The following is a 23501-nucleotide window of genomic DNA, read 5'->3' on the forward strand; positions in this document are numbered from 1 at the left end:
CGTTGAGCAAGACCCAAGAACGCACCAGCACAGCCAGCTCGAACGGCGTCCCTCAGCAGGGACATCCGGCCGGGCCGATTACTCCCCCGCGGGTATCGGCCCGCCGCCGTCGACCAGGGGTCATCGCCCTGTCGCTGGCGCTGATCGCCGCCGGAGGGGCCGGCGTTGCCGTCCTGATGCTCCAGGTCGGCAACCGCACCGAGGTGGTGACTGTCGTCCGCGACGTCCAGGTCGGCCAGGTCGTGACCGAAGACGACCTGGGCAAGGCCTCTCTTGCCCTGGATCCGTCCGTCAAGGCGGTGCACGGCACTGACATGGACTCGGTCGTGGGCAAGCGGGCCGCGGTCGAACTCAAGCCCGGCTCTCTGCTCGCCCCCTCCCAGGTGACCAAGGACTCGCTGGTGAAGGCCGGCGAGCAACTGGTGCCGATCGGGCTCAAGCCCGAGCAAGTACCGGCAACGGCGCTCGTGCCGGGCCAGAAGGTGCAGCTGGTCCACGTCCCCGCGCAAGGGCAGGCGGACAGCGGCAAAACCTCCGGCACCCCGCCGGAGACCATCGACGGCCGGGTGGTGAAAGCCTCCACCGCCGCTCCCGGCACCGGGACCGTGGTCGTCGACGTCGCCACCACCGCGGAGGAAGGCCCGACCGCCGCCGCATGGGTGTCGGCCGGCACGCTGCGCCTGGTCCTCGCTGCTCCGGACGGCACCTGATGGCGGTGATCGCGCTCGCCGGGTGCAGCGGCGCGCCCGGCGTGACCACGAGCGCTCTGGCCCTGCTGCTGTCCTGGCCCCTTGCCCCGGGCCGACGGATGATCCTCGCCGAGTGCGACCCGGACGGCGGAGCCGTGCTGCACGGTCTACTGCAGGGCTCACTCGGCGACCGGTACGGGCTGCGCAACCTCTCGGTCGCCGCCCGCAAGAACGAGTTCAGTGACGCCTTCTGGCGCCAGCTGATCGACCTCAGCAGCGAGGACGGAAGGAAGGATTCCCCGCGCGACCGGCTGCTGCTGCCCGGCATCACCGACCCCGCGCAGGCCGCGAGCCTGGGCTCGGTCTGGAAGATCCTGGCGCAGATGTTCCGCGGCATCGACGCCCAGACCCAGCACGACGTCCTGATCGATCTCGGCCGCCGCGGGGCGTACGGGCCGTCCGGCGTCCTGGCGGAGCAGGCCGACGCCGTGTTCGTCGTGGTCCGCAACACGCTGCGCTGTCTGCAGGCGGCCGAGGGGCGGGTGCGCACGCTCGAAGAGCGCGTCGGTGACGTCGGCGTCGTGATGATCGACGAGGGCCCGTATCCGGCGGGCGAGGTGCAGCGGGTTCTGCAGGTGCCGGTGGTGGCCACGATGCCGTACGCGCCGAAGGACGCCCGCGTGCTGTCCGACGGCGTCGAGCAGCCGCGCCACTTCACCAGGTCGCCGCTCATGAAGGCCGCCCGCATGGCCAGCACTCCCCTGATGCAGCGGGCCGCCATGCGCCGGGCCCGTCTCGATCCACGGGGTCTGCGCGCCGGGGGCGGGGAGGTGAACCGTGCACGGTAGGCCGCTGCACCCCGACCCGAGCGTGGCACCACCGCCTCCAACGCGGGTGCCCCACAGCAATGGCGCACCTTCGTCTGTCGGTGCTGCCTCGAGTACGCACGCGCTCGGCACCGCAGTTCCTCAGGTCACCGTCGACTACAAGGTGGCCCGGGACATCGCCTCCCAGGTCGCCAAGCAGCGCGAGGAACTGCTGAAGACCAAGCCCGATATGGACCTGGCCAGCGAGGAGCAGCGCTGCCTGAACTGGATCGCCGAGGCTGTGGCGCTGTGGTCGGACGCCCAGGCCATGACGCCGCAGGAGGACGAGGCACTGCGGCGCGCCATATACGACCAGCTCTTCAGGGCCGGCAGGCTGCAGCCGTATCTGGATGATGACCGGGTCGAGGACATCATCATCCAGGGCCCGCACGAGGTGTGGCTCGACTACGGCGACGGCGGCGTACGCCGCAAGGTGGGGCCGATCGCCGAGTCGGAACAGGAACTGCTGGAACTGCTGAGGGAGTTGGCGAGGGGCTCCGGGTACAACGAGCGCACCATCTCCACCGCGAACCCCACCCTCGCGCTGTCTTTGCAGGACGGCTCCCGTCTCCAGGCCATCACCGGGCTGGGTCCGATGACCTATGCGGTCATCCGCCGGCACCGGGTTTCCCACGCCGGTCTCGACGACCTCGTACGGCTGGGCACGATCGACCCGATTCTGCGTGACTTCCTCGGGGCGTGCGTGCGCGCAGAGAAGAACATCATGATCGCGGGGAAGCAGAAGGCGGGCAAAACGACCCTGATGCGGGCGATGCTCAAGGAGTTCGACCCGGAGTGCCGGTTCGCCACCATCCAGACCGAGGATGAGCTGTTCGCCCACGCCAACGGCTACCACCGCCAAGTCGTCTCCCTGGTCGGCCGCGAGTCCAACGGCGAGAAGGACGTCACCGGTCGCGGCGCGGGCGAGGTTACGCTGCTGGATCTGATGCATCCCGCGCTGCGGATGTCGCTGGAGCGGATCGTGGTCGGCGAGGTCCGCGGGCCCGAAGTCGTCGCGATGATGCAGGCGTTGACGAACGGGTCGGGCGGCAACCTGTGCACGATCCACGCCCGCCGCCCGGACATCATCTTCGACCGGATCGCCGAGCTGTACGCGCTCGCCCAGCAGAACCTGTCCGAGCAGCTCGCCTACCGGCAGACCGCCAACGGCCTGGACTTCATCGTCTACGTCGACATGACGGACGAGACGCAGATCGGCGGCCGCCGCCACCGCTACGTCTCCCACGTCCTGGAGCTCACCGGGATCGGCGAGAACGGCCGCCCGGCCACGAACACCATCTTCTCCCCCGGCACCGAATTCGGGGACCTGCGGGCTGTGCCGAGGATGGATCCCGGCTGCATCGACGACCTGCGCCGCGTCGGCTTCGACTCCGCCCTGCTGCAGCAGCCCTACGGTGCCTGGCAAGCGCCGCTGTCTCTGATGGTGGAGGTGCGCCGATGATCCTGTTGTTCGGGCTGCTGTGCGGCATGGCCGTCATCGGCGGGCTGGTCGGCGTGGTGGCCGGTGTCGTCGGCACCACCGGGCCGCGCCGGGCTCCGCTGGGGCAGCGCTGGAAGGTGTTGCGTGCCGGAAAGGAGCAGGGCGCGGACGTCTGGCTGCGGCGCCGGACCCTGGCGGTCTTGGCGGCCGCGGTCTTTGTGGCCGTGTGGCTGGTCTCGGGGAACTTCGTGGGCGGCGCACTGCTCGGCGCGGCCGTCATCGGAGTGCCGTGGCTGATCACCCCAGCGCAGATGGCGCAGGAGCGCATCGGCCAGCTGGAGGCGCTCAGCGAGTGGACCCAGCGGCTGGCGGGCCTGCTCCGCCTCGGCATGGGCCTGGAACAGGCGATGATCACCAGTCGGCAGGGGGCGCCGGAGGAGCTCGCCCCGCAGATCGTGAACCTGTCCGACCGGCTGCGTCTGGGCTGGCGCCCGGACGCAGCGCTCCGCGCGTTCGCCGACGAGCTCGACGACGTCACCTCGGACAAGGTGGTCGCCGCGCTCATCCTGTCCGTCAACGACCGCGGCCCGGGCCTGGCCCAGGCGCTGGAGGATTTGGCGGGCACCGTCCGTGAGGAGGTCGCCAAGAAGCGCGCCATCGAGGCGGACCGGGCCAAGCCCCGCACCACTGTGCGGTGGATGAGCATCATCACCGTGGGCATCGTGGTGGCCGGGTTCTTCGTGCCCTCCTACACGAAGCCCTACTCCACGCTGCTCGGACAGTTGGTGCTGGCGTTCCTGACCGCCGGGTTCATCGGGGTGCTCGCCCTGATGCGGCAGCTGGGGTCCTTCCGCCGCATCCCGCGCTTCCTGATCACCGACCCGTCCAGCACCGTCCGGCTGCCCGCACCTGCGGCGGAGACGGACGTGCCGGTCGCCGGCCGTGAGCCGCAAGGAGTCACCTCATGAACCTGCTTCCCGTCGTGGTGACCGGTGGCACGGTCGGTGCCGGTTTCGCGCTGCTGGTACGGGAACTCCTGCGCCCGCAGCCCGCCTTGGGAGCGGCCCTCGCCCGCAGCACCCCTGCCACGTTGACCATGCCTGAGCCGGAACTGGACCGCGAGGAGAAGTGGGGCCGGTGGCTGCTGGCCCGCCTCGAGCGTCTGCCCGGCGTCCGCATCCCCACCACCAACCTGGCCCTGCTCGGACAGGGCCAGGGCCAGTTCATGCTGAAGAAGACCGCGCTCGCTGGTCTCGGGCTGCTCTGCCCGGTGATCGCGACGATCCCGTGGATCATCGCGGGCGTCTCCCTGCCGTTCTACGTGCCCGCCGGCGTGGGACTCCTCATCGCGGGGCTGCTGTTCATCACCCCCGACCTCGCGGTTCGGGATCAGGCCAAGCGGGCACGGGAGGAATTCGCGCACGCCTTGTCCGCCTACCTTGACCTGGTCGCACTCAAGCGGGCCGCCGACGCCGGCCCGGCCGAGGCCCTGGAGAAGGCCGCCGAAGCCGGCGAGGGCTGGCCGTTTTTGTATCTGCAGGGCGCGCTGCGACGGGCCCGGCTGGAGAAGATCCCGCCCTATGAGGCGCTGATGCAGCTCGCCCATGAGTACCACCTGCCCGTCCTGGACGACGTCGCCGACATCATGCGCGGCAGCGCGACCGACGGCGCCGCCGTCTACAAAGCGCTGCGGGCCCGCACCGCGGCGCTCAACGCCGAACTGCTGGCCGCTCAGGCCGCCGAGGCGAACGCGGCCAGCGAGAAGATGACCGCGCCGGGAGCCCTCTTGGCCGTCTTGGTGATGCTGCTGATGGCTTTTCCCGCGGTGATCCGCATGTTGACCGTCTGAGACCAGCAACTCGTTCAACGCCCCAGAGAGGTAAGGAACATGAGGCACACCGCAGCCCGCACCCGCCGTGCTGTGCTCCAGGCGAGCACGCCCCCGCACCCCGGCTCCTGCACCGCGTCCCGCCAGCCGGGCCGTGGCCGCCGGGGCGCGCGTGCCCGCGTGAATCGTGGAGTCCTCCGGCTGACGACCCGAGTACACGAAAGCCTTCAGGAGGCCGCCCGCCGGCCGGACCGCGGCGACATCAGCACCACCACCATCATCATCTGGGTGGCCGCCGTCACCGGTGCCGTCCTGATCGCCGGGACCATCGCCGTCGTGATCGCCAAGTACAACGGCCAGCTCAACGGCCTGTGATGCGAGCTCCGGAGCAGCTGAAGAGCTGGTGGCAGGGGCGAAGGTGGCGCGACGACCGGGGTGACACCTCCCTCCAGATGGCGATCATCTTTCCGTTCGTGCTGCTCGCCACCGTGGCCGTCATCCAGGCCTCCATGTGGTACTACGCACGGCAGATCGCCCTGACAGCTGCCCGCGAGGGCCTCACCGCGGCCCGCGCCTACGAGTCGAACCCGGCCAATGGTGCGGCCCAGGCCCGGGACGTCCTGGGCCGGACCGCTGGGGACAGCCTGCGCGGCTACAGCGTCTTTGCCAGCAGCGACGGGCAGCGGGTGCGGGTCGCAGTGTCCGGCACGGCCCTGTCGATGATCCCGGGCCTGCCGGGCTTGCAGGTCACCCAGTCGGCATCCGGCCCCGTTGAGCGCTGGACCGTCCCGGGAGGTTGAACCACGTGCGATACACGAACCGATGGGCCGGCAGGCTCCGCAGCGAGGAGGGCAGCGCCGCGATCGAGGCTGCCATCATCCTCCCCGCGCTGATCATGTTCCTCTGCATGGCCATCGCCGGGGGCCGCATCGTCACCTCCGGCGCGAAGATCGACGCGGCAGCAGAGGACGCGGCGCGGGAGGCCTCCCTTCACCGCACAGCGGGGGCCGCGCAAGGCGCCGCACAGGCGGCAGCCGCCGAGTCCCTGACCGACCAGGGCATCACGTGCGCGTCCACCAGCGTCAACATCAACACGGGCGGTCTGAACGTACCGGTGGGACAGGTAGGAACGGTCACCGCGACCGTGACCTGCACGGTCAATCTCTCCGATCTGCTGCTTCTTGGGGTTCCCGGAGCGAAGACGCTCACGTCGACCGCCACCTCGGTCGTGGACCAGTACCGGCAGCGGGGTGACTGATGATCTTCCGTCATTCAGGCCTACGGCGAAGGCGGCTGGACGACGCCGGAGGCATCACCGTGTTCGTCGCCGTGTGCGTCATCGCGCTGATCGGGATCATCGGCGTCGCCGTCGACGGCGGCAGCACAATGCGTGCCACGGAACGCGCCGACTACCTCGCCGGTGAAGCCGCCCGGGCAGGCGGGCAAGCCATCGATCCCGCAGAGGCCATCAGCGGAACCGCGATCGTCGTGGATCCACAGGACGCAGTGGCCGCCGCCCAGGCCTACTTGGGCTCCGCCGACGCCACCGGAACGGTCAGCGTGTCCGGCGACGGCAAGACCCTCACCGTCAACATCACCAGCTCCTACGACACGAAGTTCCTGTCAGCGGTCGGGATCGGCTCCTTGCCGGTGACCGGCCAGGGCAAGGCCACCCTCCTGCATGGCGTCACCGCTCCTGAAGGAAACTGATGCGCACCACGCCCTCCCCCGCCACGACGGCCGGCCGCACCCTGGCCCGGGCCTTCAAGGCCGTGCTCAGCTTGATCGTCCTGGCTGCCGCGGTCGCCGGGCTGCCGCTGCTGCTGGCCTGGGCCACCCCGGCCATCTGGCGTGCCACCCACGACGACCTCACCCACCTGCTGGACCGGCAGGACACCGGGGCAGTGTTCCTGCTGCTACTCGCCGCGGTGGGCTGGACCGCGTGGGCCCAGTTCGCGTTCTGCACCATCCGTGAACTGATCGCGCAGCTGCGGGGCCACACCTGGCACACCCCGCGCGGCATGGGCGCCTCGCAGCGGGCCGCCGCTCTTCTGATCGGCAGCATCCTGGTCCTGCTGCCCACGAGCTCGGCTCTGGCCTCCGACACCCAGGCCGCGCCCACCACGACCGCAACCCCCACCCCCGGCCAGGCAACACCGACCGCCCAAGCCGATCAGGCCCCCGCGTCCGCGGCAAGCACCTCGACCAGCCCGTCGTTGTACACGGTGCGCGAGATGCGGCCCGCGGAAAGCCTGTGGGGCATCGCCGAACGGGAGTTGGGAGACGGCGAACGGTGGCGGGAGATCGCCGACCTGAACGAGGGCCGGACCATGGTCGATGGCCAGGTCTTCCGCGCGAACAGTTTTCTGCAGCCCGGCTGGCAGCTGGAGATGCCCGGGACAACTGCTGCCGCACCAGGCGCCCGTACACAGCTGGAGAACGGCGCCCCGGCTGCCGACGAGAAGGGCGAGCGCGTCGTCACGGTCCACGCCGGCGACTACCTGTCGAAGATCGCGGAGGAAGAGCTAGGCGACGGTGACGCGTGGCCCCGCCTGTTCGAGGCCAGCCGGGACATGCCGCAGCCGCGTGGCCTGCCCGCCATCTCCGACCCGGACGTCATCTACGCGGGACAGCAGGTCACGGTGCCCGGGGCCCAGCCCGAGCAGCCGCCCCAAGACTGCGGACACGGCGCTGAGCCGGAGAGCCGAGAAGCCACTCCCCCAGCCACACAAAAGCCCGACCAGGAGCACAAGCCGGGCGGGGGCACAGGGGACGAACAAGCACCCCCGTCCAGCAACACCGCTGCGCCTGCACCACAAGCCTCGGCCCCCAGCGCCAAGACGGGCCGACCTCCCCAGAAGGGGACCACGGAGCAGGCCGCTCCGTCAGCATCGGCCTCCGCGGCGCCCGGGCCCAGCGCCAGCGCCTCGCCCGCTCCCGCCTCACCATCATCTGAGTCGCCCGGCTCCGCTGCCTCCCCTCCCGCCACCACGGCGTCCAAGACCCCGGCGACGGCCCCGGCCAGCGGACCGCTGAACCTGCGCACCGTTCTCGGGGCCGGTGCGCTCCTGGCTGCCGCCATCACCGGAGCCCTCGCCCTGCGCAGGATTCTGCAGCGCCGCCGCCGCGGGCCCGGCGAGAAGATCGCTATCGCGCTGGAGACATCCACCGCAGAGGCACAGTTGGCGGCGGCCGCCGAGCCACACGGCGCTGCCCGCCTCGACGTGGCGCTGCGAACCCTGGCCCACCGTGCGGCTCAGGGTGAAATCACTGCGGTCATGCCGCCGCTGCGGGCAGCACGGATTGGGGCCCGCACAGTGGAGGTGCTGCCCGAGGATCTCTCCCAGGAAGCGCAGGCGCCCTTCGTCCCCGGCCAAGGCAGCTGGTGGATGCTGCCCTCAGATGCAGTCCTCCTGGACGAGGAGGCCGCCCGCGAGGTGCCGGCACCGTATCCGGGGCTGGTCACGGTCGGCAACACCGAAGCGGATGAACTTCTGCTGCTCAACCTTGCGCAGATGCCTGCGCTGCTGCTGGACGGCAACCCGCTCCACATCTCCGAGGTGTGCACCTCGCTCGCCCTGGAGCTCGGGATGAGCCCGTGGGCCAGTGACGTCGAGGTCGTGACGATCGGGTTCGGTGAGGACCTGCCGCAGCTGCTGCCCTCCGCACGGATCGCGCACATGCGGCAGGCCGCCCACGCACTGCGCGATCTGTCCGAGCGGCTGCTGGAAGCGCACCAGATGCCCGAGACCCAATATCAGCCGTATCTGCTGCTCTGCGCGTCGTCTCTGGACGCCGACACGGCCTGGCAGTTCGCCGATCTCATCGACAAGTCCGGCACGGTGCCCGTCACTCTGGTAGCCCCGGCGAGTCCGGCGGCCGCACACTTCCCCGAGGCGGAGATCCTCAACGCCTCACCCAGTGAACCGCAGAACCTCGATTACGTCGGCCTCGACATCACGGTGCAGCGCCTGGAACACGCCGCCTACATGCAGATCACCACCGTGCTGAAGGTGTCCGGGCAGCCGCCCCACCCGGCCGAGGGCCCCTGGCAGGACGTCCCGGGTGAACCCGACACCGCGCAGCAGCCAGCACCTCCCGTATCGCAGGGCGCACCGACACCGGTTGCACAGCAACCTGCGCGGGCAGCGTCGCCAGTGGACGTGGGCGGCGAAGCGTTCCCTGCTCTGCTCGCCGCCACCTCCGATCCCGCTGGGCTTCGGCTCCTGCCCGCGCCGCGGCCCCAGGCCCCCGAGTCCGTGGCCACCGCGGACACCACCGGAGAAAAAGCCGGGGAGGCTGACGACCGCGAGGACTCCGCCAAGGAACGCACGCCGGAGCCGCAGAAGTGCGAGGCGCACGACCTGCACGCGCCGGAGATCCGGGTCCTGGGCCCGGTCGAGGTGACAGGCGTGGACAGCACGGGCCACGGCCCGCGGATGGCACAACTTGCCGTCTTGTTGTTCTTCCGGCCCGGGCGCAGCGCCAACGCCTTGTGTTCGGACATGGACCCCGTCAGCCCCTGGTCGCTGAGCACCCTCAACGCCCGGCTACAGGGCCTGCGCCGCTCACTCGGGAACGACCCGTCCGGTGATCCCTACGTGCCGCGCCGCAGGACCGGCGAGAGTCCCTACCGGCTCTCCCCCGGTGTGCGCAGCGACTGGACCCGCTTCCTCCAGCTCGTCGAGCGTGCCCTGCCGCTGGGCCCGGCCGGCCTAGCCGAGCTGGAAAAGGCGCTCACTTTGGTGCGGGGCCGCCCGTTCGGCGGCAAACCCCTGCCCTGGGCCGAGCCATACCAGCAGGAAATGATCACACGCATCAGCGACGTCGCACACACCGTGGCCACCTACCGCACGCCCGCAGGCCCGCACCACGACCTCAGCGCGGCCCGCCAGGCCGTCGCCACCGGCCTCGGCGTCGACGACACAGCAGAGCTGCTCTATCGCGACTGGCTGCGGATCGAACATGCGGCCGGAAACCGGCAGGGCCTGCATACCGCCATCACACGCGTTCAACAGATCAACCGGTCACTCGACTGTGATCTTGAGACGGAGACAGAGCAGCTCATCGACGAACTCCTCCACCCCCTCACTCGACACTCCCATCGCCCATGACCCCAACCCCAGCCCGCTCCCACGCTCTTCGCACCGACCCAGCCCCGCACCTGCATCCCACCCGGCAACCGTCTACAGGACCAGGCCACAATCACCCACGCTCCACCGGACCGGGCAGGGAACGTCTCCGACCCGCCCAACAACGCCTCGTCGCAGCGATCACCGTCTGCACCTTGATCATCGCCGGCATCGGCTTCGCGGGGTCGTACGCGGCCGTCCGTGAGCTCGCCATCCAAAAGGGCTTCGGGAACTTCAGTTATGTCTTCCCGATCGGCATCGACGCGGGCATCTGTGTCCTGCTGGCCCTGGACCTGCTTCTGACGTGGATCCGGATCCCGTTCCCGCTGCTGCGTCAGACGGCGTGGCTCCTGACCGCCGCGACGATCGCCTTCAACGGCGCGGCCGCCTGGCCGGACCCGCTGGGCGTGAGCATGCACGCGGTGATCCCGATCCTGTTCGTGGTGTCGGTGGAGGCCGCCCGTCACGCGATCGGCCGGATCGCGGACATCACGGCGGACAAGCACATGGAAGGGGTCCGCCTCACCCGCTGGCTCCTGTCCCCCATACCCACGTTCCTCCTCTGGCGCCGTATGAAGCTGTGGGAGCTGCGCTCCTACGAACAGGCCATCAAACTCGAACAGGACCGGCTAGTCTACCAGGCCCGCCTCCACTCCCGCTTCGGGCGGGCCTGGCGCCGGAAGGCGCCGGTGAAATCCCTGATGCCACTGCGCCTCGCCCGCTACGGCGTCCCCCTCGCCGAGACGGCCCCGGCAGGCCTCGCGGCAGCCGGCATCGAACCGCAGCCGCACCCCTCCGCCCCCCGGCGCACTCTGGACGACACCGACACCGCCACGACTCTCGCGGACCAGCCCCGCAACCCAGCACGCCGCACGACGCACGAGCCCGCAGCCTCCGCTCACCCGCACCGCATCCCAGGAACCGGCCACACCGCACAACGGTCCGGACGGGCCACCACCCCACATGCACAAGCCGCGCCCGTACCCACCCACCCGGACGCCACCAGAGACACCGCACACCCGCGCCCCGGCACCACCACACACCATCACACTCTGGGCCCCGTACCAGCCACCCACCCAACACCGCCGCCCCCCACGCCACCGCACGCCAGCAAACGCCCCCACATCACCACAGCCGACCGCTACTACCAGGCGTGGGACACCTTCCAGCACCAACACGGCAGGGAACCAAACTCAACCGAGCTGTCCCTTTACCTCACCCAACACGGCATCCACGGCCCACACGGCCAGCCCATCAAACCCAAAGCCCTGGCCCGCTACCTCCTCCAATTCCGGATCTACCACATCTGGGCCCAGCACCGAACCCTCACCAACAACCCACCAACCGACCAAGTCGCCAAAGACCTCGCACAACACGGCATCACCGCCCAATACAACAAACCCCTCCACCCCAACGACCTCACCCCCTACCTCAACCGATTCGAACACCGCTGGCAAACCCTCAACACCCACCCCACAAACCTTGACCCTCAGAGCTCGTAACGGGTCTGTACGGTCTTCGGTGTAACTCCCGATGGGTGTGTCAATTTAACGGCCCTGTCTCACATTCGGTGGTGACGGAACGTGCTGTTATCCGAGGAGGATGCGGTGCCGGAGCAGGGTGAAGCCTGCTCGTCCGTGCATCTGGCGCGCGATCCGTTTGGTCTTGGTGTTGACGCCCTCAGTGGGGCCGTTGCTGTACGGAAGCGTGAGCCCGGCGATCACGGCGTCGATGTCCCGGTCCAGGCCCCGGGTGAAGGCGTGTAGGTGAGGCAGGTCGGCTGTTCGGACTTGGGCGATCCAGTGCGTGAGCGCATCGGCGTTGTCGGTGTGTGGTGTAAGGAGCGGTGCGAAGTCTCTGATACCTGAGGCCAGTTGGGTCATCTCGGGGCAAGCGGCGGTGAGCTTGGCCAGGAGTTCGTGCTGCTCGGGCTTGAGGTTGTCGGGTCTGGTCAGCAGCATCCGGGCGAGCCGGCGTGGCGAGATATGGCTGCGGTCGGAGTCCGCGCGGCCTTGGTTGATGTACTTGTGCAGAAGGTTCAGGCAGCCCGTGAAGCCGAGGGTCTTGATCTCTTCGAAGAGGTGTTGGACGGGGACGCCGGGGTCTTCACTTCGGCGTTTGCGCAGGTGCTCGCGGTGGGGATCGACCAGGCTTGCACGGTACTTGGGGACGCGGAGCATGCGCTCGGGCCGGTCGGCCCGGGCGTAGCGTTTGACGGTGTTCAGGGCCAGTTGCAGGCGGCGGGCGCATTCGAGCAGGCCCACGCCCTGGTCGAGCAGGCCATGAACCTGATGCCAGCGTTCGAGGGTGGTCTGCGCGCGGGGCCCGTCGTAGATCGGCGCGTCCAGTACGGTGGCCCAGCAGGTGCTGTGTGCCTTCACTTCGCTCAGGGCGGCCTCGCACAGGTTCTTCCATAAATGCCAGCGATCACCGACTTGCACCGCGTCGGGCAGAGCACGGCGGATGGCCTCGGCGTAGGTGGCTGAGCCGTCGCGGCACACGACCTCGATGCCCGGATGCCCGCGCAGCCACGCTTCCAGGGTGTCGGCCGTGCGGTCGGGCAGCACGTCGATCCGCTCATGGGTCTCGGCGTCGATCACCACGGTGGCATAGCGGTGACGTCGTCGCAGGGCGAAGTCGTCGACGCCGATCACGCGGGGCACCCGCCCGGTGGGCAACGGGATGCGCAGCAGGGTGCGCAGGGCCGTGTGACGGGACAGGCCCACCGCGAGTATCGCCAGCAAACGTGATCCCGCCCGGCCCGCTAACTCTTTGACCACGGCCTTGACCTGCCTGGTCAGACGAGCGGTGCGTCGCTGGTATCGCTCCAGCACCCCGGGCACCTGTTCGCGGAAGGTGTGGCGGCAACCTCGCGTGGGACACAGCAGACGCCGCACCCGCACACGGACCACCACCCGTCGCCCGTCGACCGGAACGTCGGCCACCGTCCGCCAGTGATAGCCGTGCACCCGTCCCGACGAGGCCCCGCACACGGGGCAGACCGCGGTGTCCAGCGGCGTCCGGGCCCGCACCACGATCCGCTCACCCTCGTCGACCACATCCTCCATGATCAGTGGGGACAGACCCGAAAACACCGTCTGCACAAGCTCGTTGACATCTATCACATGAAGGTCAACGACCCTGACAACTCTCCGTCACCACCGAATGTGAGACAGGGCCGTTGGCTGGACAGACCCGGACTCCGCTGCATTTTGCTGCCCAGGCGCAAGCTCCCTCGGTCGTCGCAGTGTTGCTGGCTGCGGAGGCTGCAGTCGATGTCGTGGTCCGTCATGGCAATTCGCCGTCGTGGAGGGCGGCGTTCTGTTCGCGGGGCGAAGGCGGGACGATTCGGCTTCTTCTGGAAGCCGGAGCTGACCCTGACCGGGACAAAGCTCATGGCGTGATCCCCAGGGCGCTGGCGGGACGGATTGCCACCTATGACGTGGCTGTTCACGTTCCGGCCGGGGACGGGACTTCCTCCTCGGGGCCGTCTGATATGCGGGCCTCGCGGCCCGAGGGGCTGGGGCTCACGCGCCCTGGAATGCATGAGTCCCGGAGACGGCCGCCACCTTCCCTACCCTCAAACAAGGTTGGTCACCTGGTTTGGCCACGGGCACTCAATCATGCGCGGTGCGAAAGAATCAACGGCGGCGTAGTGGGAGCAGTGGTGATGCGACTAACCTCATCGCTTACTGTCCGAAAGGCCAGCACTCGCAGTGATCGGTCGGTAACCGGTTGGGATCTCAGGAGGCACGGTGGCACGGCAGCCAGTCCAGGCGCGAGCCCGGGCGAAGTACGACGCAATCTTCAAAGCTGCCGCAGAGCTGTTCGCCGAGCAGGGCTTCGCCCAGACGACCGTCGACCAGATCCTCCAGCGGGCCGGCGGCCTCTCCCGGGGTTCCCTGTACAACCTCTGGAAAGACAAAGACGAACTCGCCTACACCATTGTCACCGAGTCACTCATCATGGACTCGATCACATTCGCCACACCCCGTTTGCAGAGCGTCGTCGACGCGTCGATCCTCCTGGCAGTCCTGACACCCCACGTCACGGTGATCAAAGCCGCGAACCGCCTGGCCACCGAACAAGGCAAAGCCTTCTTCGGATACCTCTGGCGCACCTACACCCCACTGATTACCGAACTGATGACACAGGCCCGCGACCTGGGCGAACTTGAGCCAGGAGTGGAACCCGCCGACTGGGCAGCACTCTGGGTCGACGCATGGGTCGGCCTGGACCTGCGCTTCAGGGAGAACTACGACGAACTGGCCACCGCAGTCGACCGGCTGAACCAGCAGATGGTCCACTCAGTAGCCGCGCCGGAGACGAAGGCAAAACTGCAGGTCTCCATCGGGCGCGGCCATGAGCTGATTCACACCTCTCAACACGCCGACGCCTACTACACCTCCCTCCAGGAACAGTTGAAGGAGGATCGCGGTTCCGCACCGAAGCCCATTGCTGCGGACTGAGCCTCTTCGAGATGGCCACCGATCAGGTAACGCTTCACGGGCCGCAGCGAGCAAGGCCTCCCGGGCTGTTGATCGAGATGTCTGACGTCTCAACCACGCTCCTCGGGAGCCTCGTCGGTCATCTATCCTGCCGCACTCGGCCTGCCGCTTGCGCTGGTGGAATGGGCGACCATGCTCGTTGTCACCCGCGAGGGTGACCGGCGCTGCAGGCTCCGCCCGTCTCAGCGAGCGATGGTGGCACTGGGGCACCCGCGTGAACACACCACCTTGGCGAAGATCGCAAGGATGTCGGGATCACCGGTCTGCCACTGCCCCGCTGCGATCAGTCGCTGAAGTAGATCGCGCAGCTGGCGGGCGGTGACGGTGGCGGTGTCGTCGCCGGGCATCAGACGCAGAGCGTCCAGCGGTGCGGTCCATGAGCTGCGGCCCGGTTCCAGTGCGCAGATGATCGAGTAGGGCCAGCCGGGGACCGGGATGTGCTGGTCCTGCCTCGGCCGTAGGCGTGGCAGGATCCACTGCGGTGAGGTGTGGGCGTCGGGCTGCAGCCAGGAGGTGACGTCGATGGCCAGTCGGCGGCCCGCGGCAGTGGTACTTCGGCCAGTGCCCGCCGCAGCCGGTCGGCATCGATGCGTCCACGGGCCACTGCCGCGCAGAGCCCTCTATGGCCGCGGCGGTGTTCACCCACCAGCGACAGCTCGGCCAGAGACCTCACCGGCCCGTCGCCGCACAGAAGGCATCAGCCAGCTCGAACAACGCGTCCGAACGAGTGGTCAGGCAGGAGTATAACTCGCCCCGGAAGCATGACAGTTGCGCCAATGCGTCAAACCGGGCGTCGTGATGGAGGAGACTCATCCTCACGGCTTTCGTTCTGAATGTGTGTGTTCCTTGGTCGAAGCACATGTTCAGACGAACGCCGCCTCCGTGTACGACAGTTGCCGGACCGAGTGATCAAGTTCGACCTGCCATTCGACGCCGAACGTTAAAGATCAAGTTACGAGCTCGTGCATGGTTGGCCGTGTCACGTCGAAGGATGCGGATCCGCCCCCGGTTCACACCCCTGAGGCGCTGGGCCTGGTGGCGGTCTGCTGGCGTGAGAGCAGTCCGGCGACGGCTTGGATGATGTCGCTCATGTGCTCGCGGCAGCCGTGGTGGCGGGCGAGGGAGCGCCAGTTCTTCAGGTGTGCGATGCCGTGCTCGACGGGGATTCGTCGTGAGGAGTGTGCCTTGCGCTGCTGCTTGTGCCGCTCCTCATACCAAGCGGGGGCGTTCTTCTTGAACTTGCGGTGGGGCGGTGTGACCACCCGGCCGCCGGTCTGCGCGCCCATGCCCTGGTAGGCGGCATCGGCGAGGAGCTCCATGAACGGGCCGTCGGCCAGAGCTTGACCAGTCCGAGCTGGCGGGCCTGGGTGATGTCGGCGCAACTGCCCGGCCGTACCGGACTGCAGAACAACACGCGCCCGTCGGCGTCCGTGAGGACCATGGCCTTCACGGCGTTCTGCTTGGTTTTGCCAGAGACGTACTTGTCCCGGTCCTTGCGGCCTGCGGCCGGGCGTCGCACACGGATCTCCGTGCCGTCGATGATGCCGGTCCGACCTTCAGAGCCCAGGTGTTCGATGACCTCGGCGAGAGTGCACAACCGGACGCCGGGCGCGACGGTGCAGCCGCGTTGCGCCAGCAGCAGCCGCACCTCGCCGATGGCATGCGTGGTGGTGGAGCGGTCCACGCCGAACCAGCAGGCCAGCACGTCATGAGTGGTGCCATGACGCAGATTCACCAGGGTCGCCAGCAGGCGGTCGACGATGACGAACTTGTACTTCGCCCCGGCTCCTACAGCCCGCCGCCGCGGCCGGGCCGCGAGCCGAGCCTAATGCTGCTAATGCCACAACGGCCCCACCTCGGCGATGAGTTCAGGGATCACATCCGGCGACAGCCCAGTGACCCAGTACTCCGCCACGATCAACTCACGCGTCCCAGCCCCCATCATGCACAGTTCAACGAGCTACCTGGGCACCGAGCCACGGCCAACCATGCACGAGCTCGTTTGACTCCGGCGGAACGGCAGATTGTCTGGGGGCTATACCAGGACTGCAGCACCAACTGGGCCGAGGCCGCAGCTCTGGCCGGCGCCCCGAGACGGAGGCCTTCGGTGAACCCATGCGGCGCAAGGCCAAACAGCTCGCCGCCGAACCGCGCCGCCGAGCCCAGCAGTTGCACCGCCCGTGGCCGGCACCTGCCCCGGCCGCGTACCGGCGGAACACCAATTCCCGTGCCCGCCGACAGAAAGTTGCGGCGATCAGCAACTCTCCGGCGTGGAACATGCGGCTGCCCGCAAGTTTTGCCGTACAGTGCCGATCACCTGTACGCGAAAGGATCATCACCATGGGAGAAGCGGCACGGCCGCTGCGCGGGCGCCGCGCAGGGCCACCACGCCAACAGCCCGGCGCCGTCAGGGCCGTTGGAGCCGACGACGGCACAGACCTCGCCCGGATGATCGCCGAGCAGTTCGGCAAAGGGCCCGTCCACGAGGTCAAGACCGTCGTCTACCGCCGGCCCCCGCACGACATGCTCGGCTCCGACGGGTAATCCCTCGTCAGCAACTACTTCCTGCGCCGCGTCCTGCCCTACTGCCTGATGCACAACATCATCAGCAAGCTCCAGGCCGCCGTCCTGTCGAACATGATCGGACGGCAGAAGAAGGGCAAGATCGAAGCCACCCACGCCGAGCTCGCCGAGGAGATCGGCGTCAAGCGCACCAGCATCGGCCACGCCCTGGACGCCCTGTGCGAGAAGAACCTCGTCCGCAAGGTCAAGAGGTCCTCCTACCAGCTCAACCCCCGCGTCGCGTATAACGGGAACGGCCAGGAACAGCGCGACTTCCTGGCCGAGCTGAGGGCGCTCGCCCTGGAATCCAAGTTCCCCGACGAACTCGCTCCCGAGCTCAGCCTGTTCCCCAGGTCTGAGGTCGGCTGACCGAAGGGATCCCCGCCATGCTCTTCCAGACCACCGGGCTGTTCGGCATGCTCTACCAGCTGCAGCTCACCCCCACGGCGATCGACGTCCTCTCGGTGATGGTCAAGCACCAGGACGCCGGCGGGAACGTGGGCATGAAGCAGGCCGAGATCGACGAGATCCTCGGCGTCGGCCAGGCTTCCATGAGCCGCGCCATGGCCCTCCTCGTCGAACGCGGCATCGTCCTGCGCTCCGGCGGCGGCCGCGGCCACCGCTACGCCCTCAACCCCGCCGTCGCCGGCTACGAGTCCCAGACCGAGCTGGAGAAGTCCATGACCGCCCAGCTCGCCGTCGGCGGCCCGCCCCCCATCAAGGTCCCTGGCTACGACAAACGGCCCCCCAAGTGCGGCAAGGGCGGCCTCAGGTCCGTCGCCTGACCAGCCCCCACAACGCAGCGAGGCCCCGGCGGGATTGCCGGGGCCTTCTGCACCTGTACGCGAAAGCGTCCACCCCCAGTATGCCCACCCTCTCCGTGACCAGCCACCCAGAAGCTCCGTCAGCCACTACTCCACCCGGGCACGGCGCCGACGTAGAAAAGTCTCAGAACGGACAGAGGGACCGACCGACCGCCTCAGTACAGGAAGAGCATGACTGAATCATTGCCCCCCGAAGCCCCCGAGAGCGCAGCGAGCGATCCGGAGGACAGCACCGGGGAAGACGAGAACGGCCCGGCGGACAACCGCCCGGCGGTCACGGCTGCCAAGGCGGTCGCCGCCTCACAGGTCGAGAAGGCAAGAAACGCCCGTCGGACTTCCGCTCGCATCGACAACTGGCGATTCGGGCTCCCTGCGGTCTTATCGTTCATAGTCGCCGTCGGAACCTTCATCTACCTGTCAGACGATGCCAGTGAGCGGGAGATGACAGGTGATGACTCCGGAGCACCTTTCAGCTGGTGGTGGCCTGTCGCGTGCCTTGGCCTCGCGATCCTCCTCGGGGTAATCCACCAGGTCCGTGCAACCAGCAGATCGGCCACTTTCGGCGAAGCCGTACGTGCCGAGGAATTCAACGTACGGATGGCCGAGCTCGACTACGTTCCTGAGACGGACGCACCGTTGTCAGCGAACCGGGCCCTTCTCCAGGAATACCACCGCCTGTCCACCGGCCAGGCGAACGCCGCCTTCAGAGTGGCGGTATGGGTGATGACGGCCACAGCCGTACTTGTCCTCGCCGGCGCCGTCACCGTGGTCCTGATCCACGACACCGCCACAGCCATCACACTCGCCTCACTGACCGCGTTCATCTCCGCTCTAAGCGGTTACGTCTCCGCGACCCTCCTCGCCACCTACCGCGTCTCCGTCGAACAAGCCCGCTTCTACTTCCGCGAGCCCCTCGCAGGCGGCTACCTCCTGGCGGCCGAGCACCTCGCCAAACGAGTCCCCGCCCCCGACCACATCCCAGCCCTCCACCGTGTGGTCGACGGGTTTATCCAGGCCGCCGTCAACGTGCCCGGGACAGCAGTCGATGCTGCAACTCCCCAAGAACTTCCTCAGGACCCCGGCACGGCACCCTGACAGCTGACTCGGAACCGGCGTTCACGCGGCGACATCCACGGGCCTCGACCCTCCTCATCATCACCCATTGGCACGCTGAACGTCTTTGTGAGCGCTCTTCAGCCACCCCCCGTGCCCTACGACTGGGCAAAGAGGCATCGCTGAGGCGCGGACTACTGCGACCATCTCGACAGCAAGGTCACCAAGGGCCATTACTCCTGACTGGGGAATCTCGCGCATGGCACACGGCACTCCACCGCCTCAACAACCCAACCCGCCGGCGTCGCTGTCCACAGGCACCGACTGGAATACATTCCTCCAAGGCCTTGTCACACCCGGTCTCATCGGCGGCTTCGGGGTCTTCGCCACCTGGTTCATCGGCCTGCCGAACCAGATCCGCCCCATCGTGCTCGGTCTGCTCGCTGTATGCGCCGCCCTGTTCTACTGGCTCAACATCCGGGCTGACCAGCCGATCCGCGCGGGCCTCACCGCAGAGGAGGCACAGGAGGAGACCAAAGAGCGTGCCCAGTTACGGCGGCGCACCATCCTCGCCACGTCGGGCAGCCTCTTCGTCCTGGTCGCACTTGCCATCTCCTGGACCGTCCCCTCGCCCAATGAAGAGGATTCGGCAAAGCGCGAAGCAGCCGATGCCAAGAACGGAGCTCCTCTGACAGGGGGTCAACTCAAATCAGCAGCGGACCGACTGGACTACGAGTTTCCGCCCAACAATGAGAAGGTTTCGCGCTGTTTTCGCGTCCGGGGCAGAGGCACCGTCCCCCAGGGATACGGCCTGTGGGTCGTTCATCAGAACAATGAGACAGACGAACGGGGGGTGGATAAGGCTGTTCCTGGCGCGTACTTCTCCCTGGTTAAAGCTAGCTATGCAGAGGACTCGAAGGAATGGGAGACGGACATCATCCGCGTCGGCAGCGAAAGTTCGAGCGAAAACGGAAAATACTACTGGGTCAGCGTCTATCTCGTCCCTCCGGTGACCAACGCTCTTCTCCAGAAACTTGGGGGCGGCAAGGGCATCACCATCAGTTCCTCGCCCAAGACGCTCAGCGATTCCATCCACGCTCCTGCTGTACGCGTCAAGCAGGTAAAAATCCACCGGACTTCAGGAACCACCTGCTGACCGAGCTCAAACATCAAAATACCTGCACTTCGTAGCGTCCTCGACCTCCTGCACAGCGGACGTCTGCCGATGGTGGCGGTCATGTGGCTGGCCACCACGGCAGTCACACGAGCCCGGTAGCCATGGAAGACGCCGAGGGGGCGGGCGGCGCTGGAGGCGAGACCGCAGTCCAGGGCCGCATGCAGGTGACACAGGCTGTCCCCCGCCGCCGACAACGCCGTAGGCGCCGATGCCCGCTTGCCCTCCGCCCCGCCGACTTCCGTCTGCGGTACCAGTGTCGGACCTCTGTGTGAGGATGCGGCGGGCTACTAACGGGAGGGCGCAGTATGGCGATCGACTGGGATCGTATCGGGCAACCGGCCTTCGACCGGCATGTCGAGGCCTTGCTGTTCAGAATGTTCGACGGCCAGGCGATCGCGGTCAACGGGCGCGGAGGTGACAGCGGCATCGACGTGATGGTCTGTACAGATGCTGGCCTGCACATCTTCCAGCTCAAGTACCACCCCGACGGCTTCCCCAGCTCCCACCGAGGCCGCCGTCCTGCGATTCAGCAGTCCTTTCACCGGGCCATGCAGCACGACCCGGTGGAGTGGACGCTCGTGGTCCCCTGCGTGCTCACCTCCTCTGAGCGTTCCTTCGTCGACAAGCTCTCTGACGGTCGGGCGGTGAAGGTGTCCGTCATGGACCGCGCGGCCCTCGACAACGGCTTCGCCGTTCACGCTGACTTGGAAGCCACGTTCACCCGAGACCAGGCCCGCGAAGCGGCCCGGGACTACGGCCGGGAGAAGGCTCTCCTGGCCGAACGGAGTGATCTGACCGAACGGGTGCGTGCTCTGGGCCGACGGGCGGACGGCATCGATCCCGACTGGACCTGGGACTTCACACGCCAGGGCGACACGGTGATCCAGACCTTGCGCGGCCAACACGCGCTCGCGCACGAAGTCAGCCCCGTCCGACTGCTCCTGACGTCCCGTGCGCAGGCAATCAGCTCTGATGTGCGCGCGGCTCTGGAACGGGCACTGGGCTACGGAATCGCTGAGGAGGTGCGCCTTGACCCCGAGGCAGTGGAGAGTCTGAGCATCGAGGGCCCGGAGTGGCTGACGGAGACCGTCACCGACGTCGGCGTGATCTGGAAACCCGTACCCCTCGCTACTGAGGCCGGTACCGCAGCCGAGATCCAGTTTTCCGACACCGACGGAACTCGGGCGGGGCGATACGCCGGGCGCCTCATCGCGGTGGGATCGGGAGGAGTAGGCAGGTCGGTGGAGGCCGACGTTCACGGCGCTCGCCTGCAGATGCTCGTCCCCTTCGATCACCAGGCGGCGGGGAACCTGAGGTACTCCTTCGACCTGGAGGGCCGGACGCCCGCCGAAGCCATGCACGTCCTGCGCCTGTACCGCAGGCTCCTGCGCGGTGGCTCATTCCAGGTCAACATCAACGGCCAAGCCGCCGGCTCCGGAACCATGGCCGGAACCGGAAGCGTCAGCGACGTCGCCGAGGTCGACAGCCTCCTGCTCTACCTCTCCGACCTGGACGTCGTGCAGCGCCACTGTGAGACTTTCTTCCCCGCCGCTGGAGTGCACCGGCCTCGAGCGCATCGACCTGCGGATCGCCCGCCTCCTCGTCGAAGGCCGCTGCGTTGCCTATCGCCCTGCCCGCACGATCACCATTACCCTCAACGGCCAAGACGATCCCGCCCTGCGAGCGGTACTGGGCCAACAGCCACAGTGCCTGCGCATCAGTCCCCCGGGATTCGAAATCACACTCAGCGGCCACAGCATGGACATCGGCCCCGTCCACCTCTTCCACGCGCGCGTCGTCGCCGATAACGGTCTCCAGGCCATCGAAGCCCTCCGCGCCGGGCGGGCCGCCGACATGAAAGTCGTCCTGCGCCCCCAGAACGGCGAGCACTACCGCATCTACCTCGCTGACGCGCCCGACGACAACCTCCCCCTCATTCCCAGCCCACTGGGACTTCCCGGCTACAACGACCCGTCCTGATCGGCCGCCGTGTGCCTCGCCAGCCGATCGGCGCTCGGCGTCGGCGGGAGGGGCTTTCGGGGCGTCACTCGACGTGCGCCCCTCCCCCTCAACATCGTTCCTGCTCAACCAGCCTGGTGCGAAGGAATTATCCGAGAGTGGCGCCGGGGGGCTCGGTAGGATCAATACCCCGACGCTCTGTCGGACACGGCGCAGCCTCCTTGGCCGCCGGTCTCCCTCGCAGTGCACCACGAGGTTTTCTTGGACACGCTCTCTTTCGCCATCCTCCCCGCCTTCGAGCAGAGCAGGATCAGTGATTTCCTAGCGGTGCTTGCCCGGCCCTGGCTCGCGTCCGGCGAGTGGCCGGTGTGGGGTCACGTCCTGCACGCCTACGACATCAGGGGTGAAGACGCCGTCGAGGTGTTCCAGTCGCTGCCACGCGTCGGGGTGGCCGGACCGTTCGGAGCAGGGTACGGCTACACCACCGGCATGCGCCCGCCCATCGGCGAGGGCGACAGAGTGCGGGTGACCGTGGCCGGCGGACTCGTCCTCCCTGAGTTGCGGGAGGCAGTGGGCGAGCCGTTCCTCCGCGTCCTTCACCACATGATCAAGCTGCACACCGACAAGCCCGCCTCAGCGAACGAGGTCACCTACGCCCAGCTGCGATCCAGTGAGTTGAGGCAGGCCGTGCCGCACCTCGCGCCCCGGTTCGTCGACGTGTTGCCCGACCTGCTCTCGTACGAGCCCGGGATCGGCAACGGCGGCAGCGCGCGCAAGGGCGACGGCAGCTGGGAGTGGAACATCACGCGCAGCGTGCTCGCATACCGCAACGTGAAGACCCTGGAGGCGTACGTCGAGAAGACGTGCGAGATCGTCACCGCGGCGGCCGCCGAGTTCACCCCGTCCGCCGCCATGGCGGCAGCGCCGGTCGTCGCTCCCCAGCGGGGCCCGTACGTCGACCTGGCCCTCCTCGACGAGCTGGAGAAGGCGGCCCAGTCGACCACATGGAACCTGGGCCGGCTCATCGCCCTGTGCAGGGAGCTGAACCACAACTACACCGCCGAGATGCCGCACGCGGCCGCCGCCATGATCCGGACGATCCTGGACCACATCCCGCCCGTCTTCAACGGGTACAAGGACTTCAAGGTCGTCGCAGCCCAGCATCCGTTCGGCAAGACCGACAAGGCACACGCACAGGAACTCGTGCGCTTCAAGGCCATCGCCGACGACGCGCTGCACCGGCAGATCGGCAAGAGCAACTCCACCCTCACCATGGACGACCTGCCCGCGCCTATCCGGCTCCGTGCGGTGCTGCGGGAGCTTCTGACGCTGCTGTGACGAAGGGCGGAACCTGCGCTCACGCCCTTACCCGACTTTCTGATACCGACTTGCGGCCACCATGGCCACCGGACACCCTTCGGCCTCACTGCGCGCGGGTTGGACTGAAGCCAGCGTGGCTGCG

General features: G+C 68.0%; 22 protein-coding genes and 4 pseudogenes. 22 read left to right on the forward strand and 4 right to left on the reverse strand.

All coding sequences use genetic code 11. The features are described from left to right. The first annotated feature begins 2 nt into the window (after positions 1–2). From AQJ46_RS48085 to AQJ46_RS58050, 11 genes are all read left to right on the forward strand, one after another. Complete coding sequence (locus AQJ46_RS48085) at positions 3–710, forward strand: SAF domain-containing protein (RefSeq protein WP_059211682.1); 708 nt, start codon at positions 3–5, stop codon at positions 708–710. Then, a complete protein-coding gene (locus tag AQJ46_RS48090) occupies positions 710–1537 on the forward strand; it encodes a hypothetical protein (protein WP_059211683.1) in 828 nt (275 codons plus the stop codon). The genes AQJ46_RS48085 and AQJ46_RS48090 overlap by 1 nt, the downstream gene beginning before the upstream one ends. After that, positions 1527–3017, forward strand: a complete 1491-nt coding sequence (locus AQJ46_RS48095; RefSeq protein ID WP_404828534.1) for a CpaF family protein — start codon at positions 1527–1529, stop codon at positions 3015–3017. Before AQJ46_RS48090 ends, AQJ46_RS48095 begins: the two co-directional genes overlap by 11 nt. Continuing rightward, complete coding sequence (locus AQJ46_RS48100) at positions 3014–3964, forward strand: type II secretion system F family protein (RefSeq protein WP_059211685.1); 951 nt, start codon at positions 3014–3016, stop codon at positions 3962–3964. The genes AQJ46_RS48095 and AQJ46_RS48100 overlap by 4 nt, the downstream gene beginning before the upstream one ends. After that, positions 3961–4845: a type II secretion system F family protein gene (locus AQJ46_RS48105; protein WP_059211686.1), complete on the forward strand. Its 885-nt coding sequence runs from the start codon at positions 3961–3963 to the stop codon at positions 4843–4845. Before AQJ46_RS48100 ends, AQJ46_RS48105 begins: the two co-directional genes overlap by 4 nt. Before the next feature lie 39 nt (positions 4846–4884). Continuing rightward, positions 4885–5199 carry a hypothetical protein gene (locus AQJ46_RS58045; protein ID WP_225887631.1) on the forward strand — a complete coding sequence of 105 codons (315 nt, stop codon included), beginning with the start codon at positions 4885–4887 and terminating at the stop codon, positions 5197–5199. Next, positions 5199–5624, forward strand: a complete 426-nt coding sequence (locus tag AQJ46_RS48115; protein WP_208617114.1) for a TadE family protein — start codon at positions 5199–5201, stop codon at positions 5622–5624. The genes AQJ46_RS58045 and AQJ46_RS48115 overlap by 1 nt, the downstream gene beginning before the upstream one ends. Then, positions 5621–6082, forward strand: coding sequence for a TadE/TadG family type IV pilus assembly protein (locus tag AQJ46_RS48120; protein ID WP_079072800.1), 462 nt, complete (start codon positions 5621–5623; stop codon positions 6080–6082). The genes AQJ46_RS48115 and AQJ46_RS48120 overlap by 4 nt, the downstream gene beginning before the upstream one ends. Then, complete coding sequence (locus AQJ46_RS48125; protein ID WP_059211688.1) at positions 6082–6534, forward strand: TadE/TadG family type IV pilus assembly protein; 453 nt, start codon at positions 6082–6084, stop codon at positions 6532–6534. The genes AQJ46_RS48120 and AQJ46_RS48125 overlap by 1 nt, the downstream gene beginning before the upstream one ends. Continuing rightward, positions 6534–9938: a LysM peptidoglycan-binding domain-containing protein gene (locus AQJ46_RS48130; protein WP_059211689.1), complete on the forward strand. Its 3405-nt coding sequence runs from the start codon at positions 6534–6536 to the stop codon at positions 9936–9938. Before AQJ46_RS48125 ends, AQJ46_RS48130 begins: the two co-directional genes overlap by 1 nt. A gap of 173 nt (positions 9939–10111) precedes the next feature. Then, entirely contained in the window at positions 10112–11458 is a 1347-nt protein-coding gene (locus AQJ46_RS58050; RefSeq protein WP_263972917.1) for a DUF2637 domain-containing protein, read from the forward strand. Between the two features lie 87 nt (positions 11459–11545). On the opposite strand, the gene AQJ46_RS48140 is transcribed toward AQJ46_RS58050, so the two are convergent. Next, positions 11546–13024, reverse strand: a complete 1479-nt coding sequence (locus AQJ46_RS48140; protein WP_404828535.1) for an ISL3 family transposase — start codon at positions 13022–13024, stop codon at positions 11546–11548. Positions 13025–13137: 113 nt separating this feature from the next. Here AQJ46_RS48140 and AQJ46_RS59270 point away from each other — a divergent pair. The 3 genes and pseudogenes from AQJ46_RS59270 to AQJ46_RS54975 form a co-directional block, all read left to right on the forward strand. Continuing rightward, a pseudogene (locus tag AQJ46_RS59270) lies at positions 13138–13224 on the forward strand (hypothetical protein); the annotation flags it as partial. Between the two features lie 487 nt (positions 13225–13711). Continuing rightward, positions 13712–14425 (forward strand): TetR/AcrR family transcriptional regulator, encoded by a 714-nt coding sequence (locus tag AQJ46_RS48145; protein ID WP_059211691.1) that lies wholly within the window; start codon positions 13712–13714, stop codon positions 14423–14425. Positions 14426–14596: 171 nt separating this feature from the next. Further along, positions 14597–14707: pseudogene (locus AQJ46_RS54975) on the forward strand (IS5/IS1182 family transposase); the annotation flags it as partial. Between the two features lie 53 nt (positions 14708–14760). On the opposite strand, the pseudogene AQJ46_RS58910 reads toward AQJ46_RS54975, so the two are convergent. The 3 genes and pseudogenes from AQJ46_RS58910 to AQJ46_RS58655 form a co-directional block, all read right to left on the reverse strand. Then, positions 14761–15137: pseudogene (locus tag AQJ46_RS58910) on the reverse strand (NF041680 family putative transposase); the annotation flags it as partial. Between the two features lie 337 nt (positions 15138–15474). Continuing rightward, positions 15475–15783, reverse strand: a complete 309-nt coding sequence (locus AQJ46_RS58650; protein ID WP_107117492.1) for a transposase family protein — start codon at positions 15781–15783, stop codon at positions 15475–15477. Between the two features lie 77 nt (positions 15784–15860). Beyond that, positions 15861–16199: pseudogene (locus AQJ46_RS58655) on the reverse strand (transposase family protein); the annotation flags it as partial. Positions 16200–16804: 605 nt separating this feature from the next. Here AQJ46_RS58655 and AQJ46_RS55875 point away from each other — a divergent pair. The 8 genes from AQJ46_RS55875 to AQJ46_RS48185 all read left to right on the forward strand — a co-directional run bounded on the left by AQJ46_RS55875 (position 16805) and on the right by AQJ46_RS48185 (position 23377). Then, positions 16805–17008, forward strand: a complete 204-nt coding sequence (locus AQJ46_RS55875; protein ID WP_159064215.1) for a hypothetical protein — start codon at positions 16805–16807, stop codon at positions 17006–17008. Positions 17009–17056: 48 nt separating this feature from the next. Further along, positions 17057–17395: a replication/maintenance protein RepL gene (locus tag AQJ46_RS48160; RefSeq protein ID WP_059211692.1), complete on the forward strand. Its 339-nt coding sequence runs from the start codon at positions 17057–17059 to the stop codon at positions 17393–17395. Between the two features lie 17 nt (positions 17396–17412). After that, complete coding sequence (locus AQJ46_RS48165) at positions 17413–17811, forward strand: helix-turn-helix domain-containing protein (protein ID WP_059211693.1); 399 nt, start codon at positions 17413–17415, stop codon at positions 17809–17811. Positions 17812–18033: 222 nt separating this feature from the next. After that, complete coding sequence (locus AQJ46_RS48170) at positions 18034–18945, forward strand: hypothetical protein (RefSeq protein WP_159064216.1); 912 nt, start codon at positions 18034–18036, stop codon at positions 18943–18945. 217 nt (positions 18946–19162) lie between these two features. After that, on the forward strand, positions 19163–20059 hold the full coding sequence (locus AQJ46_RS55880; RefSeq protein WP_159064217.1) for a hypothetical protein: 897 nt from the start codon (positions 19163–19165) through the stop codon (positions 20057–20059). Between the two features lie 326 nt (positions 20060–20385). Beyond that, positions 20386–21888, forward strand: coding sequence for a hypothetical protein (locus AQJ46_RS48175; protein WP_059211695.1), 1503 nt, complete (start codon positions 20386–20388; stop codon positions 21886–21888). Further along, positions 21839–22060: a hypothetical protein gene (locus AQJ46_RS48180; protein WP_059211696.1), complete on the forward strand. Its 222-nt coding sequence runs from the start codon at positions 21839–21841 to the stop codon at positions 22058–22060. The genes AQJ46_RS48175 and AQJ46_RS48180 overlap by 50 nt, the downstream gene beginning before the upstream one ends. Positions 22061–22300: 240 nt before the next feature. Then, a complete protein-coding gene (locus AQJ46_RS48185; protein ID WP_059211697.1) occupies positions 22301–23377 on the forward strand; it encodes a hypothetical protein in 1077 nt (358 codons plus the stop codon). Positions 23378–23501: the final 124 nt, after the last annotated feature.

The organism is Streptomyces canus (assembly GCF_001514145.1).
Lineage (GTDB): Bacteria > Actinomycetota > Actinomycetes > Streptomycetales > Streptomycetaceae > Streptomyces > Streptomyces canus.

Coding starts and splice junctions, on each gene's coding strand:
- AQJ46_RS48090 (WP_059211683.1), top strand. CDS start 710: ATGGCGGTGATCGCGCTCGCCGGGTGCAGCGGCGCGCCCGGCGTGACC.
- AQJ46_RS48100 (WP_059211685.1), top strand. CDS start 3,014: ATGATCCTGTTGTTCGGGCTGCTGTGCGGCATGGCCGTCATCGGCGGG.
- AQJ46_RS48105 (WP_059211686.1), top strand. CDS start 3,961: ATGAACCTGCTTCCCGTCGTGGTGACCGGTGGCACGGTCGGTGCCGGT.
- AQJ46_RS58045 (WP_225887631.1), top strand. CDS start 4,885: ATGAGGCACACCGCAGCCCGCACCCGCCGTGCTGTGCTCCAGGCGAGC.
- AQJ46_RS48115 (WP_208617114.1), top strand. CDS start 5,199: ATGCGAGCTCCGGAGCAGCTGAAGAGCTGGTGGCAGGGGCGAAGGTGG.
- AQJ46_RS48125 (WP_059211688.1), top strand. CDS start 6,082: ATGATCTTCCGTCATTCAGGCCTACGGCGAAGGCGGCTGGACGACGCC.
- AQJ46_RS48130 (WP_059211689.1), top strand. CDS start 6,534: ATGCGCACCACGCCCTCCCCCGCCACGACGGCCGGCCGCACCCTGGCC.
- AQJ46_RS48140 (WP_404828535.1), bottom strand. CDS start 13,024: ATGGAGGATGTGGTCGACGAGGGTGAGCGGATCGTGGTGCGGGCCCGG.
- AQJ46_RS58650 (WP_107117492.1), bottom strand. CDS start 15,783: ATGGAGCTCCTCGCCGATGCCGCCTACCAGGGCATGGGCGCGCAGACC.
- AQJ46_RS55875 (WP_159064215.1), top strand. CDS start 16,805: ATGGGAGAAGCGGCACGGCCGCTGCGCGGGCGCCGCGCAGGGCCACCA.
- AQJ46_RS48160 (WP_059211692.1), top strand. CDS start 17,057: ATGCACAACATCATCAGCAAGCTCCAGGCCGCCGTCCTGTCGAACATG.
- AQJ46_RS48165 (WP_059211693.1), top strand. CDS start 17,413: ATGCTCTTCCAGACCACCGGGCTGTTCGGCATGCTCTACCAGCTGCAG.
- AQJ46_RS55880 (WP_159064217.1), top strand. CDS start 19,163: ATGGCACACGGCACTCCACCGCCTCAACAACCCAACCCGCCGGCGTCG.
- AQJ46_RS48175 (WP_059211695.1), top strand. CDS start 20,386: ATGGCGATCGACTGGGATCGTATCGGGCAACCGGCCTTCGACCGGCAT.
- AQJ46_RS48180 (WP_059211696.1), top strand. CDS start 21,839: ATGGACATCGGCCCCGTCCACCTCTTCCACGCGCGCGTCGTCGCCGAT.